This is a genomic window from Bacillota bacterium (assembly GCA_023511485.1).
In the GTDB taxonomy this organism is placed as follows: Bacteria; Actinomycetota; Aquicultoria; order Aquicultorales; family Aquicultoraceae; genus CADDYS01.
On the sequence record JAIMBH010000029.1, the window covers coordinates 14,499 to 31,580 of the forward strand.

14 protein-coding genes are annotated in these 17,082 nt (G+C 41.5%); all 14 read right to left on the bottom strand.

The annotated features are described in order from the left end of the window. Positions 1-12: 12 nt before the first annotated feature. Entirely contained in the window at positions 13-1,119 is a 1,107-nt protein-coding gene (locus K6T91_09400) for a glycosyltransferase (GenBank protein ID MCL6473007.1), read from the bottom strand. Between the two features lie 135 nt (positions 1,120-1,254). Beyond that, entirely contained in the window at positions 1,255-2,832 is a 1,578-nt protein-coding gene (locus K6T91_09405) for a hypothetical protein (GenBank protein ID MCL6473008.1), read from the bottom strand. A 93-nt stretch (positions 2,833-2,925) separates the two neighbouring features. Continuing rightward, positions 2,926-4,596 carry an NAD(P)/FAD-dependent oxidoreductase gene (locus tag K6T91_09410; protein ID MCL6473009.1) on the bottom strand — a complete coding sequence of 557 codons (1,671 nt, stop codon included), beginning with the start codon at positions 4,594-4,596 and terminating at the stop codon, positions 2,926-2,928. Between the two features lie 265 nt (positions 4,597-4,861). After that, a complete protein-coding gene (locus tag K6T91_09415) occupies positions 4,862-7,447 on the bottom strand; it encodes a hypothetical protein (GenBank protein ID MCL6473010.1) in 2,586 nt (861 codons plus the stop codon). 219 nt (positions 7,448-7,666) lie between these two features. Next, positions 7,667-9,106 carry a phosphomannomutase/phosphoglucomutase gene (locus K6T91_09420; protein MCL6473011.1) on the bottom strand — a complete coding sequence of 480 codons (1,440 nt, stop codon included), beginning with the start codon at positions 9,104-9,106 and terminating at the stop codon, positions 7,667-7,669. Further along, on the bottom strand, positions 9,093-9,611 hold the full coding sequence (locus tag K6T91_09425; GenBank protein MCL6473012.1) for a PIN domain-containing protein: 519 nt from the start codon (positions 9,609-9,611) through the stop codon (positions 9,093-9,095). Before K6T91_09425 ends, K6T91_09420 begins: the two co-directional genes overlap by 14 nt. Continuing rightward, entirely contained in the window at positions 9,608-9,799 is a 192-nt protein-coding gene (locus tag K6T91_09430) for a hypothetical protein (GenBank protein MCL6473013.1), read from the bottom strand. The genes K6T91_09425 and K6T91_09430 overlap by 4 nt, the downstream gene beginning before the upstream one ends. A 73-nt stretch (positions 9,800-9,872) precedes the next feature. Then, the gene (locus K6T91_09435) at positions 9,873-11,315 is read right to left on the bottom strand and encodes a mannose-1-phosphate guanylyltransferase/mannose-6-phosphate isomerase (protein ID MCL6473014.1); all 1,443 of its coding nucleotides are present in this window, start codon (positions 11,313-11,315) and stop codon (positions 9,873-9,875) included. A gap of 130 nt (positions 11,316-11,445) precedes the next feature. After that, positions 11,446-12,270: a glycosyltransferase gene (locus K6T91_09440; protein ID MCL6473015.1), complete on the bottom strand. Its 825-nt coding sequence runs from the start codon at positions 12,268-12,270 to the stop codon at positions 11,446-11,448. After that, positions 12,267-13,466: a glycosyltransferase gene (locus K6T91_09445; GenBank protein MCL6473016.1), complete on the bottom strand. Its 1,200-nt coding sequence runs from the start codon at positions 13,464-13,466 to the stop codon at positions 12,267-12,269. Before K6T91_09445 ends, K6T91_09440 begins: the two co-directional genes overlap by 4 nt. 34 nt (positions 13,467-13,500) lie before the next feature. Then, entirely contained in the window at positions 13,501-14,721 is a 1,221-nt protein-coding gene (locus K6T91_09450) for a glycosyltransferase family 4 protein (GenBank protein ID MCL6473017.1), read from the bottom strand. Between the two features lie 15 nt (positions 14,722-14,736). Continuing rightward, a complete protein-coding gene (locus tag K6T91_09455; GenBank protein ID MCL6473018.1) occupies positions 14,737-15,765 on the bottom strand; it encodes a hypothetical protein in 1,029 nt (342 codons plus the stop codon). A 48-nt stretch (positions 15,766-15,813) separates the two neighbouring features. After that, the gene (locus K6T91_09460; protein ID MCL6473019.1) at positions 15,814-16,719 is read right to left on the bottom strand and encodes a glycosyltransferase family 2 protein; all 906 of its coding nucleotides are present in this window, start codon (positions 16,717-16,719) and stop codon (positions 15,814-15,816) included. 96 nt (positions 16,720-16,815) lie between these two features. Continuing rightward, positions 16,816-17,082 (bottom strand): glycosyltransferase family 4 protein (locus K6T91_09465; protein MCL6473020.1); only part of this gene is annotated, 267 nt, incomplete at its 5' end.

A 17,082-nucleotide genomic window follows, 5' to 3' on the forward strand; every position in this document is an offset into this window, starting at 1 on the left:
TCCCCAGTGCTACTACAATAAGACTTCTTCATAAAGCTTTATTGTTCGCTCAATCATAATTTTACTTGTAAACTCGCGCTCAAACCGCTCTTTTGCCTGAGCCCCTAGCCTAATTCGAAGTTCATCATCAGCAAATAACCTATTTATTGCATCGGCTAAAGCGTCTTTATCCTTTGGAGAAACTACTATTCCTGAGACTCCATCCTTGTTCACAAACGGCACACCGGTGGGCAGGTTTGTACTTACAACCGGCTTGCCGCAGGCATGCGCCTCCAGCTGCACTATCCCGTATGCCTCACTGGGCTCAATCGACGGCAAAACAAATAAATCGCAGGCATGGTAATAAGCCGTGAGTTCCTCACTTGGTAGGGTGCCAACAAACTCGATTTTATGCCGAACACCGATTTCATTGGCCAGCTTTTTAAGCTCAGGGCCAAGCTCACCCTCTCCGGCTATAATCAATCTGCCATCAACCTCAGCCATAGCCCTGATCAAGTAATCAACACCTTTATAATATATAAGCCGGCCCAGGAAAAATGCTATTTTTGGCCTGTATTTTTGTCTGATCTCACCGGCTTTACGTTTGACCTCTGGGGTCAGTGCTAGCCAACTTGCATCTATTCCGAAGGGAATTACTGTGCATTTTTCTTTTACCCTTTGTAGGAAGGGCGAGTTATCTATAAGGTTTGGCGAAAACGCGATTATTCGGTCAGCCTGGTCAAGAAATTTCTCTAAAAACGGTCTATAATATTTAAGCAGCGTTTTTTGCCTGACAATGTCGCTATGGTAAGTTACAACAAGTTTTCCCTTTGGCTTAGCCAAGAGAAAAGAGAGCTCACCGGTCGGGTTTGGAAAATGGAAATGATAGATATCGCTTTTTATTTTCTTAAGCTGTGAGATAAATCCTGGCGCCATCGGAGCCGAACGAAAGCGGCCAAGACTTGCAACCCTGGTAACCTTTACGCCATCAACAAACTCGACGGCTGATTTAGGCTGTTCATTGGCTACAAGCACTTCTACGTCTACTTTATCTTTTAATCCTTTTACCAGCGTGCGGACGACATTTTCGACTCCGCCTATGTGGGGGTAATAAAGCTTGTTTACCTGTAAAACCTTCATCAAACACGAGCTTGAAGTAGCCCGCTTAGCTCTCCCCTCTTAATTTTTACCTGCAAGCAATTATAATTCTATATGAAAATGATTTGTTTTGGGAGTTACCAACTTTTTAGAAAGTTGGTAGCCTAATGTATAGGCTTAATCGACGTTGATATACTTTTTTCTTACTACCTGCTTATCATCCGGGCTTAAAATAAATAGCACACCCTGTTTAGCCCCGTTTAGCTTTATTAATTCCTTAGCATGCTCTTCATTAACCCAAGAAGCAATATTTCTGTGAGCATATAGCACTATCTGTGGAAGAATAAATTCTTCATTGAGGAATATAACCTCATCTTTCTCTGAGGTATTTGCAATGGTCCGCCCGATATTCATGTATTGAGAACTCCATTGCCTATTGACCACTAAATATTGCATTACGGAACCTATTGCCATCAGAATAACTAATCCACTAACCGCTAGAGCGCTTAAAGACTTATGTCCCTTAAGGCCATTCATCTGAAAATAAGTCACAAGGCTTTGATATAGAAGAGCAATTAAAATAACAATTGCAACAGACGATTTTAGTGCCGAGAAATCATGGTTTGCCGTAAAGTTAAAGAAAATTAGATGATGTAGCACCACTGGCACTATGGAAAGATAAAGGGCGACTTTAATTCTCTTCTCAGAGAAAACCTTCGGTGTTAGGCTTCTAGTAACTTTATAAAAATACAAAACAGCAAAACTAAAAAGAAGGACCAGAAGAGGCAGGTAGCCATATATATAATTTGAAGCAATTGCTTCCCACGAAGCTAGGCTCCAGTAATTTAAATTAGTGCTCTTTGAAACCCCGCTTCTTTCTACATATTTCCTGGCGGAAGCTTGGATGAACGCATTCAAACCATCTATTTGGGCGTACTGCCAAACAAGCAGCGTCAAAGACGCTATCGTGGTAGCGGCCACAACATACAAAACTACTTTCATTTCTTTATGCTTGATATTAAATAACGCGTAAAGAGAAATCGTGAAGGCAAGAAGCAAGCCTAACCACTCGGTGTAAATTGCCAGAAAATTAACGAGGCCTAGGAAAACTAAATAAATGGGTTTCCTATTCTCATCTGCGATTAGTTTTAAAAACACGTAAATTTCTATTATAAAAAGCGATTGCACAAACATATCAGCCATGTATACGTTTGATTGATACCACATGGTTGCAGGAGCAAATACATATAGAGCATAGCCAATAATAGCAGGGGTGTTTAAGCGGCCCTGGTAGCGTTCTTTGGTTAACAGAACTACTATCAAGAAAACAAAAATTGCGCTAACAAAATGAAAAAATAGGTTAAATATTTGCAGGGGTAAAGCACTAGGATAAATATTAAGCAATCTAAATATCAGATATGGCAATACGTAGGCGAACGGTGGATAGGAAGTATAATAATAGTTGCCTGACTGATCTTTATGATTCGAAGCTGCATTTGGGATGTTTTTATCTGCTTTATTTTCAAAAGTTAGCGGTGGACAAAACTTATACTTCAAACCGCCTTGCTCGTACCAAATCCGCTCATGTATTAAAACGGTAGATGTTAACCACTCGTGATGGTCGCTTAACGGCCGGTTTAGATAAGTCATCCTTACCAGAATGCTTATTATAAAAAGAAAAATAATTATAGCTGCCGTTACATACCGGTGTTTTTTGTTACTAAATCCGCTTAAGCCCAGACCACTTTCCTTCACATACCCTCCCGACCCCAAATCAAGTCCATCTAAAAAGTAACTGCTTAGATTTTAAGGAAATTTCAACCCACTAGAGATTTACTGTTTAGTTTATCAGCGCTTAGCCTGCAGTTTTTCTAAACTTATGTCCACTAAATGAGGGCTTGTATCAGCACCACCTTCAATATTGCTTTTTTCACTGACAATCTTTGCTTTCTCCTCGTGGTATTCCTTTTCAGCATTAACTGCCCATATGTTATCCTTCGTGGTAACACCATTTATAATGTTCTCAACTGCAACCATAGCGGTTAGCATGGAATGATCCATGTTGTTATACCTGTGCATGCCGTTTCTTCCAATTAAGAACAGGTTGTCGAATTTATCCACAAAGGACCTGATTGTGTCAAACTGTCCATACGTGCCAAAGTAGGCCGGATATGCCTTAGGCATCCTAAGAACCATACTATCGAGGACATCGCTCTTTTCGATAATATCGATTTTTGCCAACTCACCTATGGCAAATTCGGTGAAATCCTTATCAGTCATCGACCAGAGCTCATCACCTTCGTTGCAGAAATACTCAAGCCCGACCCAAACTGTATTTTCATTTTTCACCAGATACGGGCTCCAGTTATTAAACACCTGAAGCCTGCCGATTTTAACGTCTCTTTCCTGGATATAAATCCAATTATCCGGGATAATATCATTAAAAGTCTTGTGCTTTGTCTTGTTTTTAATTTTGAGTTTCTTAAGAAGTAGGCCAACGGTTATGAAATCACGATATATAAGCCCCTTTGCTATTTTAGAAACCCTGGGGGGAACACCTTCAGTAAATGCTTGTACTAACTCTCTTACGGGCATGGTTGAGAAGAAGTAGTCACCTTTTATCGTCTTTGTCTTGCCTGTGGCCATGTCTTTGACCTTAACCTCAGCAATTTTGTTATCTTTCGGCTTGATCTCAACAACCTGGTGATTTAGGTATATCTCTGCACCCTTCCCCTGTATCTTCCTTACGACTTCTTCCCACATCTGCCCCGGCCCGAGCTTTGGATACATAAACTGCCCAATTAGGCTGGTTTCGGTATCTTTCTGGGAGATAGATGAGTCTTTTGAGAAAATGCTTTTTAGTGCATGAAAGACTGCTTTTGTTATAGACAAGCCCTTTATTCTTTGGGCACCCCATTCTGGGTTAATTTCACTGCAGGGTATTCCCCAGACCTTCTCCGTGTAGTCTTTAAAAAATGTTAGATATAGTTCCTTGCCAAATCTATTGATAAAGAAATCCTCTAGCGATCTCTCTTCCCTGATCGGCATTAACCGAACCTTAATGTAGCTTAAGCCAATTCTTGCAACACGGACTAATCCCAGATTTGCAAATGTGTTGAGATTCAAAGTGACTGGATAGTCAAAGAACTTGCGCAGGAAAAATATCCTCGAGAGACGGCTCCGGATTAGCATTACTTTATCGGTTTTTTCTGGATCCGGGGCATCGGCATCTTTTGAGAGTGGAACCGCTCTTTCTAACAAGATATCATCTCTTGATGGTTTGCCTTGAAGTGGAAGTATATCCTGCCACCATTGCATTACTCGATCGGATTTTGAGAAGAACCTGTGTCCCCCAATATCTATACGATTGCCCTTATAATTAACAGTTTTTGAGATACCGCCAATATCCCCGGTCATCTCAAAAATAATTGGCTTGATGTCTGTCTTGTTTAGTAATTCATATGCCGCAGTTAAGCCTGCCGGTCCTGCACCTATTATTATTGCGCTCTTTTGCTTCATAAAACCTCTTGAAATAAAACTGTTCCTTACAACAAGCCCTATAGTGAATATTGAGAAATAATCGACGCATTCATAAGATTACTGCCATAAGAAAAATGATAGCCTAAATAACCATCCACACTCAAGCTAAATATAGCAAACGCTAGCGAAGCAATCCCAGACGTAGGATTACGAGATTGCTTCGCTTATTCTGTTTGCTTGCAACTACCGATAGAAATCACTCATGGTGATAATTCATGGCTCAACTTGCCAAGCAAATCACTCTCTACCGGTCACCTGGTTTTCGATCGTCCGCAACGACAGATAGTTTTATTTGGCCAGCTAATGTACCAGGTAATGGGTCGACTCCACTAAAATAGACTGATATTGTATAGCAGCCTCCAGGCTTGATTAAAGGGCAATCTTTAAAATGCAAATTAAGCAGGTAATTCTCATCAGATGGATTGATTTTTACAAAGCCTTTACCTTCTCCGTAGTCAAAAGTCTGCGAATTTACACCATCCGAGATGATTACCTTTACTGAAGTATCGCTTATAAAATTGCCAGAGTAATCATAAACAGAAAACTTAATTGGCAAAGTAGAGTTATATTTAACCTGATACGGAGGCTCCTTTAGGCCATGTCTTCTTTGGATTGGGGGCAGCCATTTAAAGTCATACCCCACCGTAAAATTCAATGTCTTAGTAATTTTGTTACCAGCAAAATCAGCAGCTGTAACCGTCAGGGTATACCTACCGGGCTTGCTGAAACTTAGGCTTGCCCCATTTAGAACAGGGACGCCATTTACTATAGCAGTAATTGATTCAACGCCCGATATTGAATCCGTTGCATTATAAGAGAAAACGATATCCTCGCCTAGTCGATAATGATCATCTACACGCTGCGGCAGCAGACTTGCTTCTATGTCTGGCAAACTACAGTCAACTCTAAGCTCTAAGGACTTTTCGCCTTCCCTGTTGCCAGCTTGGTCTATTGAATAGTAGTAGATTTTATGGTTGCCTTCAGTAACTGTTATTGTCGAGTCATATTGCCTGTAGTCGCATGAATCGAGCTTAAAATAGATTGCTGAGGCCTCGTTTGCTGATAGATTAATTGATGGCAGGCTTACATACCAGCCGTTCGCACCATCGGGAGATGCCGGGCTAACATAAGCGCTAGTTTCTGGCGGTGTTGTATCGATTAAGAAGCTAGACGTTACTGAATCACTATAGTTACCTGCTTTGTCATAGACCCGTATAAACCAGGTATGCGAACCATCGTTTAGCTTAGGTGAGGTTATGGTGGTTGCCGATGAGTCGATGTTAGAGATAGCTATACTGCCATCGATATATAGATCATAGTGCGATAGACCTGAGCCACTGTCTATGGCAGGGCTCCAGCTAAAGGTCAGCGTAGGATTATTTGTAAGTTGGTTGTCGGTTGGGCTAACTGACGATGACGCCAAAGGTGGCCTCGTATCAACCTTGATCTCAATCGTCTTGGCTTGCTCCGCGTTGCCAAATGAATCGACCGAGTAGTAGGATAGCTCATGGAATCCATCAGAAATATCAATTGGCCCTGAATAAGAAAGCCAAGCACCATTATCTATGCGATAATAAGCTTCTGCATTTTCACTAACTGAAAGGGTGATCTTGGGCTGTGTCACATACCAATCATTTAAACCATCTGGCTTCTCAGGCGTTGCTGAGATGGTTGTGACAGGTGGCTCGGTATCCACTTGGAGCTCAACTTTAAGTGGGTTTAGGACCTGCTTAGAGAATTTCTCTATGCCGTCATAGTTGTTTGAGGTATCAGCATACCAGTAAATTTTAGCGTTTGGCAGGTTAGAGCTGTCATCAAATGAAATGATACGATCCCAGGCTCCGGCAGGTTTAGCGCATATCTGCCATCTCGCTACGTTTTTTGCAACAGCGCCAAAAACTAACCCATTAATTGGATTTCTAAATGCTAGATATTCCGGATTTACACCCGAACTATCATAGCCCACGATTCGGTCTACGTTAACATTAGAGCCAAAATTAGGCACGGATATCTCACTGTTTAATCCATTCTTCATGAATTGGTAGTTCCTGTCGAAGCAAAACATGCCATCAACATGCTGGTTAGCCATTATCCATGGTAGATCTTTGTAGTGCCTTATCCTGGCATTGCCTAAACTCAGTTCACAAAATACCGGTCCAGCCTCAATTACTTGCGCCTGTGAAGAACCAAAATCATGGGGCTGGTCAGCCCTAATATCAGGGCCTAGATATCCATAAAATGGGGCCCACGCATACTCATCTGTTAGCATATCAGGATCATTCAATGGATTCTTGTCAAGGTTGTTGTCAAACTTTAAAGTAGTTATTGCATTAACACCAGCAACATTAAAACCCGCCATTCCTCCCCATCCAATGAACACACCATCGGTATGCCATGACTTGCTCTGATTATCTAGGATATATCTTGTTGGCTCATACCTAGGCATACCTGCACTTTGATTACCAAAGTATAAGTAATATATGTTGCTAGAGTTAGAATTGCATTTTGCGAAGAAATAGATTTTATAGGTACCATTGCTGGTTGTATCAACTTGGCATGGCAATTCATTGCCATTTGTATCTGTTATGCGAATGTCTTCACCTTGGGGTTTAACTTTATCAGATTTAAAAATCAGTTCAACCGGCTCATTGTCCCTTGCAAGACCAATGGACTCGGTTAGAATAATATTTGCTCGATAAGACCAATGACCTCCACCAGATTCAGATAACGTGGTTGCGTTTTGGCAGTAAGCAATATTTGGTACAGATACAAATACAAACATGATTAGAGCTAGAAGTATTGCTTGAGATAACTTTTGACTAACAATCAATTCTCAATCCCCTCCAATTATTTAAAGTTGCCGGTCAATTTAAAACTGCTTGCTTAGAAAATTCACCCCCTTCCGAAAAATAAAAAAAGCAAGCGCTAAATATACGCTTGCATATTTCTACATTTGTGCTTTTATACCTTTTAATTTTAGAAAATTCTTTCTAAAAATAAAAAGAGCAGCTACAAAGAGCCGCCCATACGTTACATCGCAAGCAAAAATCTATAAGCCGCAATGCTCTTTCAGTTTTTCTTCAACAAAATCACGCAGGTAATCTCGCCGTTCTTCAGAGCTTGCCTCAAACCTCAACACCAAGACCGGCTGCGTGTTGGACGAGCGAACCAGGCCCCAACCATCCTCAAAGATAATCCGCAAGCCATCAACAGTTATAATGTCGCGGATTCTTGGCTCTTCACCGCTATCACGGTGTGCACTAAAAACCTCACCCAAAACAGCCACCGCTGCTTTTTTTTGAGTGTCTGGGCAATCCACCCGCAGCTCGGGTGTTACATATGTCTGCGGCAAGCCTTCAAAAAGGTTACTCAGGCCAGATTCAGGATTAGTAGCTTTTTGCTTCTTGGCAATTTCAATTAGTCTACTGGCGGCATAAAGAGCATCATCATAGCCAAAATAGCGGTCTGCAAAGAAGAAGTGCCCGCTCATCTCGCCTGCAAGCGCCGCTTTTTCTGCCTTGATTTTGTCTTTTATAAGGGAATGACCTGTCTTCCACATGATCGGCTGCCCACCAAGACGTGCTATCTCGTCATACATAACCTGGGAGCACTTGACTTCACCGATAAACTTCTCGCCATTCTTATCCTGCAATATATCGGCAGCGTAAAGTATCATTAGTTTATCACCCCAGAGGATGTTCCCCTTCTCATCAACCGCACCGAGTCGGTCAGCATCCCCATCAAAGGCAATACCAAAATCGCAGCCCTCATCAAGCACTACTTTGATTAAGTCTTGTAGGTTCTTCTCAACCGTTGGGTCGGGGTGATGATTTGGAAAGTGCCCGTTGGCTTCACAATAGAGCTCAATTACTTCACAGCCAAGAGAACTAAAAAGCTCCGGAGCAAGTAGACTTGCCGCGCCGTTTCCTGCATCAACCGCTACCTTTACCTTTGGTAGATCGATCATGTCTTTAAAGGATTCTTTTAGATGCTTAATATATGGTGGGATAATCTTGTACTTGGTAACACTGCCAACGGTCCTCTCAGTAACTTCAACGTTATAGTAAAGCTCTTTTAAGCGCTGTATTTCTTGCCCATGGATTGTGTCTTTGCCTACACAAATCTTAAAGCCATTATATTCCGGCGGATTGTGACTGCCCGTAATCATAATCCCGCCATCAACAGCTAGGTGAAAGAGCGAAAAATAAAGAAGCGGCGTTGGGCATGGCCCAAGATCAAATACACTCGCACCCTGGCTTACCATGCCTTCGATAAGTGCAGCTGCCAGGTCATCTGAGCTTAAGCGCACATCTCGTCCAACACTTATCAAGAGCTCATCTCTTCCAAGCTTTTCACGTAGGTATATGCAATAGATGGCTCCCAAGCGCCTTGCAAAATCAACTGTCAACTCCCGGCCGAATATACCCCGAAGGTCATACTCGCGAAACATGGTCTCCTCAAGTGCACGTATATCCTTAACTTCTTGCATAATCATCCTCTACTCGCACGATATCGTCTTCTTCCAAATACTTGCCATTTTGCACTTCGATTATTTTTAAGGGAATCATCAATAATAACGAATTTTTAGCCATTTCTTCAAGGCTTGACCAGACCGTTGCAACTATAGAAGATTTGATAATCGCTTCATCCTTTGTTATTAATCGGACTTCTTCTCCAAGGGTATTTTGAAGAGCAAGACACGTAGCGCATATTATTGCGTCGTGAATTTCCAATTGCTCTGGAAGATAATCGATCACTAAATCATCTAGTGGATAGATTGTAACTCTCTCATCATCATATAATCGTTTTCTGATATCATTAAAAGCCGTTGCGATTCTTTTTCTGTCAAAAAGGTACTTCATCTCAGCTAGAACGATTGTTGGCACAATAATAGGGGATTCTGAAGTAAGCATTATTTCCGTAGTCTTGTGGCTTAAATTTTGGCTTCCCTCAGGAAACCAAACCAGAGCATGAGTATCAATAACGTAGATCATGTAACCTCTTTCGAAATTTTTAATTCCACGGCTTTAATTTCTTCGAAAGAGGTTTCACTTTTGCCTTTTAACGACCCATAAAGTTTTGACAAACCTTTTTCTTTTTTCTTTTTCTTCGCCTGACCCTTAAGAAGCTTTATTTGCATTTCAAGGCTAGTAATCTTGCCGGCAAGATTACCTTGTGCCATCTAACCCACCTCTTTTTGGTTTCAACTTTATTTTAAATCTTTCCTCTCAGACAGACAAATCCCTTTACTTTTCTTAACTTCTTGCATAATCATCCTCTGCTCGCACGATATCATCTTCTTCCAGGTATTCGCCGTTTTGTACTTCGATGATCTTTAGTGGTATCATTCCTGGGTTTTCCAAGCGGTGGATGGTGGATGGCGGAATAAAGGTACTCTCGTTAACATGAACGTTGAACACCTCATCACCACGAGTGACCCTGGCTGTACCCGATATCACAACCCAATGCTCGCTTCTATGGTGATGCATCTGCAGGCTAAGACGTGCCCCAGGTTTTACCTCAATTATTTTTATTTTAAACCCCGGTCCGCGCTCTAAAAGGGTATAACTTCCCCACGGCCGGTGCATTGTCCGATGCACCAGGTACTCGTTGGCATTTTTTGCTTTGAGCACATCAACTACTTTGCGCACATCCTGTGCTCTATCCTTGGGGCAAATTAATGTGGCATCATGTGTATCAACTACAATCATGTCCTCGAGACCAAGGGTTGCAACTAAACGATCTTCTCCATAGATAATCGAGTTTTTCGAGTCTATGTCGATTACGTTGCCCGAGGTTGTATTACCTCTCTCATCTGTTGCTAGGAAATCCCCTATCGCAACGAGGCTTCCGACATCGCTCCAATCCAGGTCCACAGGAATGACCGCAACTTTGTCTGACTTCTCCATTATTCCATAATCAATAGAGGTAGACTCGGCTAAGGAGAAAATTGAGCATGCCTGCTCCGAGCCCCATTCATCAAGCGATAGTTCTTTAAACCTCATAAGTAGATTGAAAAGCTCTGGCATGAGTTTTTCAATCTCGTCTAATATAGTGCTTGCCTTAAAGACAAACATACCGCTATTCCAGAAGTAATCGCCAGATTTTAGATAAGATTCAGCTGTTTCTTTGTTAGGCTTTTCAATAAAGCGCTCTACCATGTAGGACATATAAGAGTCATCAAACTTCTCAAGGGCTGTACCCAGCTTGATATAGCCAAAACCAGTTTCAGGTCTGTTAGGCTTTAATCCTAACGTTACAAGATAACCTGAATTAGCAAGGCTTTCTGCGTGCTCTAAACAAGCCAGGAAATCATCAGGGTTTCCTATTAGATGATCCGATGGCAGAACTGCCATAACGGCATCCGGATTGATAGTTGATAGATACGTGGCAGCTAATCCTATCGCCGGTGCTGTGTTTCTGGCCTCTGGCTCAATCAAATAACCTACCTTGTCAAAAGGCTCTTTCTCAGTAATTAAGCTTGTTCTTATCTCTTCGGCAAGCTTTGAATTTGAAACTATATAGACCTGATCTTGGGCGATAAGCGGCAAAAGCCTCTTTATTGTCTGCCATATCAAACTCTCAGTGCCAAAAACCCTAAGCAGCTGCTTAGGCGTCATTTCTCGGCTTAAGGGCCAGAATCTGGTGCCAGAGCCTCCTGCTAGAATTACGCCGTATAAGTTTTTTGAAGCGATCATATAGACTCCTCGAATTTATCTTGCACGTCTATTAATAGAAGCGTTAATTTCATTCTACCTGCTCTTAGAAGTAACAATCAAGCCAACTTACCACGGCATACCTCTTCGGATTACAAATAATCCAGATTATCTAATTCTTTACAAAGGACTTAGCAATAAGTTTTGGTATTAATAGAACCATATCTTGGAATAAACCTAAAAGCACTCTCAGTTCGAAGTTGCCAAATTTAAATTTGGCAATCCTGCCTAAGAGGAAATTCGCTTTAATCTTGACATTTGCCAAGCCAAAACGAACGTGGTTATTTATCGATGTAACTTGCGCAGAGTGCACACGATACTTTAAAAGAACTTCGTCTATTTTAGCAATTTGGTACCCATCTGAAGCTATCCTCAGCCAAAGATCGTAATCCTCAGCATAACGTTGCGAAGGATCATAACGGTACTTTGCAATAATGGGCTTTCTTATCATCACCCCAGGATGAGCAATACAGCTTATTATTGGAAGACGTCTGCGAATTTCATCTTCGGTTGTGGCATTACGATCCCCTTTCCAATCACCTAGCTCCCGCCCATCTGCATTTATAAGCACAATCTTTACTGCAACAACAGCACAATCAGAGTTCTCATCTAAAAACTTAGCCTGTCTAGACAGTCGCTGTGGCAGGCTAATATCGTCACTGTCCATCCTGGCAATATATTCACCTTGCGCTAGCTCAACCCCCTTATTAAGCGTCGCTATTAGACCTAAGTTTGCTTCGTTGTGCACAAGCCTAATTCTAGGGTCAGTATAAGACTCTACGATCTCGACACTACGATCTGTTGAGCCATCGTTAATGATCAGAAATTCAAAATCAGTAAATGTCTGATTAAGAATGCTCTCAATGGCTTCGCGAAGGTATGGCTCTCCATTGTATACAGGCATCAAAACTGTAACTTTCGGGTTCTTAGAGTTCATGCCAATCCAGTTTCCTTAAATACCATCTCAAATCGCTTATGCCATGTGTGATCACGCAGGCACCTCTCGTAGCCCGCCTTGCGGATTTTCTCCCTCTCACCATCATGCTCCAGATAATACTTAATTTTCTCAGCCAGATCTTCCGGCCCCGTATAGCAGACTATTTCCTTGCCTATATCAAAGAACTCCTCAAGCTCTTCCATGTACTCGACCATGTAGAAACCACCACTCATGGGAACTTCAAAATCCCGCAAGCGTATCTGTAGAATTCGCTCACCAGTTTCATGTGTTCGGCCACAAGTTGAAAAGCCCAGGTTGATTTTTGAGCGGCTATACATCTGAATCATTTCGATATCTGTAAGAGTCCCACCAAGGATTTCGGCAGGTAATTTAATATTACTTTCTGAAGATGTAGAGTGTATACTACCGTTTGAAGTATGCTCTTTAAAAGCCTGTTTTACGCGCTTTCCAACCGCCAGCATCCCAGAAGGTGTAAGCAGCTTCCTTCCTATACTGAGAGTACGCTTAAGCCGACCTGTAACAACAGCATTCCGATTTTCTGAGCTATAGCTTTTCCAACCAAGACCCCACACCCGAACATCTATTCCCTGGTCAAGTAGATACTTGATATATGCTGGACGATCCCCATACGCTTGCCCAACAAAGGTAACATCAAACTCAACAGGCAGATTATAAGGTTTATAGATATTGGGGTTAGCAGCTTCTTGGCAATATATTGGACGGGCGCCCATCGCTTTATAATCTTTAAGACGAAATTTCTCCGGTACCAAGCACCAATCATAGTGGGGAGATATTTCAGAGACCAGATGCAACTGGTATGAACCATTGCAATACCAGTTAACCGTTTTAATACCCATAGCTTTGATCTCATCTATGGCTTCAGGTAGCACACAAGCATCATAGAAATAGCTAAAAAATAAATCAATTGGTTTTTCAGCGTGAGCAGTTTTTATTTGTTTTAGAAGTGCTTCAGTTACTTTTGGCCTGTTTTTCTTGATAAAGGATGCTTGGATAGGGCTCTCTGGATTTAAGTTCTGGAAGGTCTCTCTTAAATCATAATCAAACTCAACTACATCGTGCCCAAGATCAACCAAAGGCAGATAAAGGTTGCTCCGCCAGAGGTTTGATTGAAAGAAAGCATTAGGTGTAGTGTCAGATGCGTAGAATATGCGCATATTTTTCCAGTCCCCTTGCCGACGTTATATAACCTTAGGAAATTAGGACCTTTTCGTATTCCATAGCAATCTTATCCCATGTGAATTTCTCAGACCAGTTTTTCTTTCCAGTTCTGCCCAAACTGCTAAGATAAGACTTATCTTTAGCCAATTTGGACATATGTTCTGCAAGAACTACCGGATCTACATGAGTATAACCTCTTTCATCTCTCGATGCTGGACAAATCACACCCCCGCCAGTCCAACGTGCGATCTCTTCAGCATTACCGACTGGAACTGAAAGAAACGGGGTGCCTGCAGCAGCCGATTCGAATAAAACTAAAGGCGAGTACTCGATGTTAGATGCGAATACAAACAGGTCTGCCGCTATGAAAGCTTGAACCAGCTCGGGTCTTGGTAGGTCGGTTATTAGAATTTTCTTATTTCCAGCTTGCGCATTAACCTTTTTTGCGATATCAAGCCACGGACCTTCTTTGATAATGTTAAGACCTTGAAGACCGCTTTTTATATAGCCCTTGGCCCTTGTTTTAAGCGTCGCTTTAACCGAATTGCTGATTTTATTACCATTTAAGATAAGAGTAGCTGGGCCTTCAAACTTAGCCTTCTCAAAAGCGCTTGCAACTTCAAAATGCCCTTTCATACCTGTAAAACTTCCAACGGTTAAACATAAGAAATCTTCCTTGCCTATTCCGTATCTCTCTCGAAACAAAGGATCAGGTTCAACCGAGAACTCGATCTCGCTCGCACCGTTTGGAATCACTGAGATACTGGTCAAACCATGCTCTCTTGCAAAATTAATATCGCGGTAATCCGAGGCATAAAATATAAGGTGATCAAACTGACGAAGAATGTTGGGCATTATTTGAAAATAATTTGCAAATGATGGTTCATAAAAACGTGAGAAACCGCAAGGTATAAATACTTTGTGAGCCTTAATCTGCGGCAACACTGACCAGAGCGCGTCAAAAGTCCACTGCTGTGCAGCTTTGATTATGATAGCATCAAAGTTGCCAGAGATAACAAATCTGCGGTAGGCTTCTACATCACCAACCATACCGTGAACCAAGTTGCCTGAGACTTCAAAACCTTTAATCTTTACGCCATTTAGCTCATCAAAATCTCTGTTCAAGAGCTTCGTAGTTGCAACAGTAACATCATGACCGCGCAATACTAGCCGCTCTGCAATTTGCTTTATAACCTCTTGGACTCCACCTACACTTGGTGTATAGAACTCACAGCAAAAAAGGATTCGCATCAACGTCAATCCCCACTAAGAACTTTCTAAAATCTCAATCATAGGACTTAATATCTTTGGCCAGCTTAGTTCTCTTGCCTGCTCAATTGCTTCCTGGCTTTTCTCCTCCCAGACAGCTCTATCGATATAGCTATCAACCACTTCATTAAAGTTCGCCTCGTTATATGGAATGCACCCGCCCAGCTCATGACCGCAACGATGCCACTCCGGAAATAAGCAAGGAAGCCCATGAGATAGATAGGTTAAGATTTTACTTGACCATCCCCATTGTCTTACCAAGTCTTTACTAACCGTAACCAAACCAAACTGATAATCGTAGAGAACATCATGGGTAGGTGCAATTCCTTTATAACGTAGCTTGTAATGCTCATCAGGCTTAGGTGCACCCCAGACATCAATCACATAAGGGCTAACTGCAGTGAGATGGCTTAACAGTTCCTTGTTCATCCAGTAATAGCCTAAATTACCAAGAAACACTATGGACGTAGGATACTGATATTGAACTAATTTATCTTGTGGTTCACAACCAAACCAACCATATTTAGGGTGAGAAATTATCTTGGGACTATCGTAGACATATTTTCTCACGTATTCTTCATAGGTTTTCCAGGCGTAAAAAATCATATCGGCGGCCTCATACATTGCAATCTCTTTATCTTTTAAATCATAGAACCGCTTTATATCAAATGGCTCTTTAGAAGAAGCCCAGGTAAAATAAGCCTCACTACTCATTGGCGCTTGTGGTAAAAAAACTTTTTTAGTATCCTTAGGCAGACCTTCAAGTAAGATATCCCCACCTTCTATAGCAATCAGCATATTAGGCTTTTCTTCTCTAATGGTATGCGCTATATATTGTACATATCTTTCCATTGGCGACTTGCCACCAAAGCGGGCAAAAACCTTATGAACCTTAAAAGACGCAGGGATATCGTTATAGTAAAACACTTGAAGATCATGGCCGCGGGCTTCTAACATCTTTATCAGCGCTTTGCCTAAAGGTGAACTACCCCCAAAGCCCGTAACGCCAATGATTGCAATTTTCATTTACCCTCCACTAGTAATATGGCACTATACAGAATACCTTTATTTACATTAGTCAGTTCCAGCACTCTGTGTCAGTTTGCATGCTAATCTTAAAACGCTCGCTTTTATTCTAGAATAATAAAAGCGAGCGTAAAGCATGAATAATGCTCTAACAAAATATCTTCTTGGGCAATGTCTCCAGTATAGACAAAAATTTGTTTTGAGGTGATATGTAGAGCGTAACGAGAATAATGCTTTAATGAACAGATTGGAGAAATGATTTTGACTTAATTGAACACCGGTCGACTCTACCTTATTCCAAATTATACTTTTTGGCTCGACTAAAAGCCTATAGCCTTTTTGCCGTGCTCGCATGGTAAAATCAGCATCAGCGGCGTACTGCGGGAACTTCTTAGCATCAAAAAAACCGATGTCGTTGAAGTATGATGCCTTTATCAAGATACCCATACCAGTTAACCACTCAGCTTCTTGTAATTTTGAAAACCTCTCAGGGTCATCGCTTTCTCTACCACAGATATGGTAAATCTCACCTTTTTTCCAATCTGTTACTCCACCAAAATACGTGACCTCATTTTGCTGATGGTAATTATATATCTTGGCTCCAACTAATGATTTCGGGTTTTCCTCGGCACATCTAACTAAAGCCGTAAGGAATGCAGAATCAACTTCCACATCGTTGTTTAGGGTAAGGATATAGTCAGTGCCATTCTCAAGAGCATAACGTATGCCAGTATTGGTGCCACCAGCCCACCATAAGTTGCCATTACCCCTTAATAATATAACCTCTGGATACTCAATGGATATAGTTTCGTAGGAGCCATCGTTAGAGGCATCATCAACAATTACTACTTCAAAATTCGGGTAATCAACTTTCCTTAGAGAATTAAGGTATGCCCTCGTATACTCAAGCCTATTATAAACTGGTGTAACAATAGAGACCTTTGGACTATCCAACCTGGATTCCTTTGAAAATAAAGATTGTTCAATATTTGAACACTAGTACTAATTTAGCAGGTAGGTGCTTCAAAGTCAAGAAAATGAAGATTGCACTTATTTTGAAACAAAGAACTCGGTATATAACTTTATATACTCATCAGCCATTCTTTCAAAAGAGTACTTCGTGCTCGATACAAGGGCATTTCTGCTGGCTCTATTAATTAAACTAGGATTGTCAATAAAAGCAATCAAACCCTTTGTCATATCGTCTACATCTCTATATTTAGCTAAATATCCGGTTTCCATATGGTCGATTAGCTCTGGTATGCCCCCAGTTCGAAAAGCAACAACTGGAACACCGCAAGAGAGTGCTTCAAGTAC

What these genes read in the sequence shown, in the direction of transcription:
- K6T91_09440 (MCL6473015.1), bottom strand. Translation starts at nt 12,270, where the DNA reads ATGAACTCTAAGAACCCGAAAGTTACAGTTTTGATGCCTGTATACAAT.
- K6T91_09435 (MCL6473014.1), bottom strand. Translation starts at nt 11,315, where the DNA reads ATGATCGCTTCAAAAAACTTATACGGCGTAATTCTAGCAGGAGGCTCT.
- K6T91_09455 (MCL6473018.1), bottom strand. Translation starts at nt 15,765, where the DNA reads ATGAAAATTGCAATCATTGGCGTTACGGGCTTTGGGGGTAGTTCACCT.
- K6T91_09450 (MCL6473017.1), bottom strand. Translation starts at nt 14,721, where the DNA reads ATGCGAATCCTTTTTTGCTGTGAGTTCTATACACCAAGTGTAGGTGGA.
- K6T91_09425 (MCL6473012.1), bottom strand. Translation starts at nt 9,611, where the DNA reads ATGATCTACGTTATTGATACTCATGCTCTGGTTTGGTTTCCTGAGGGA.
- K6T91_09445 (MCL6473016.1), bottom strand. Translation starts at nt 13,466, where the DNA reads ATGCGCATATTCTACGCATCTGACACTACACCTAATGCTTTCTTTCAA.
- K6T91_09400 (MCL6473007.1), bottom strand. Translation starts at nt 1,119, where the DNA reads ATGAAGGTTTTACAGGTAAACAAGCTTTATTACCCCCACATAGGCGGA.
- K6T91_09420 (MCL6473011.1), bottom strand. Translation starts at nt 9,106, where the DNA reads ATGCAAGAAGTTAAGGATATACGTGCACTTGAGGAGACCATGTTTCGC.
- K6T91_09430 (MCL6473013.1), bottom strand. Translation starts at nt 9,799, where the DNA reads ATGGCACAAGGTAATCTTGCCGGCAAGATTACTAGCCTTGAAATGCAA.
- K6T91_09410 (MCL6473009.1), bottom strand. Translation starts at nt 4,596, where the DNA reads ATGAAGCAAAAGAGCGCAATAATAATAGGTGCAGGACCGGCAGGCTTA.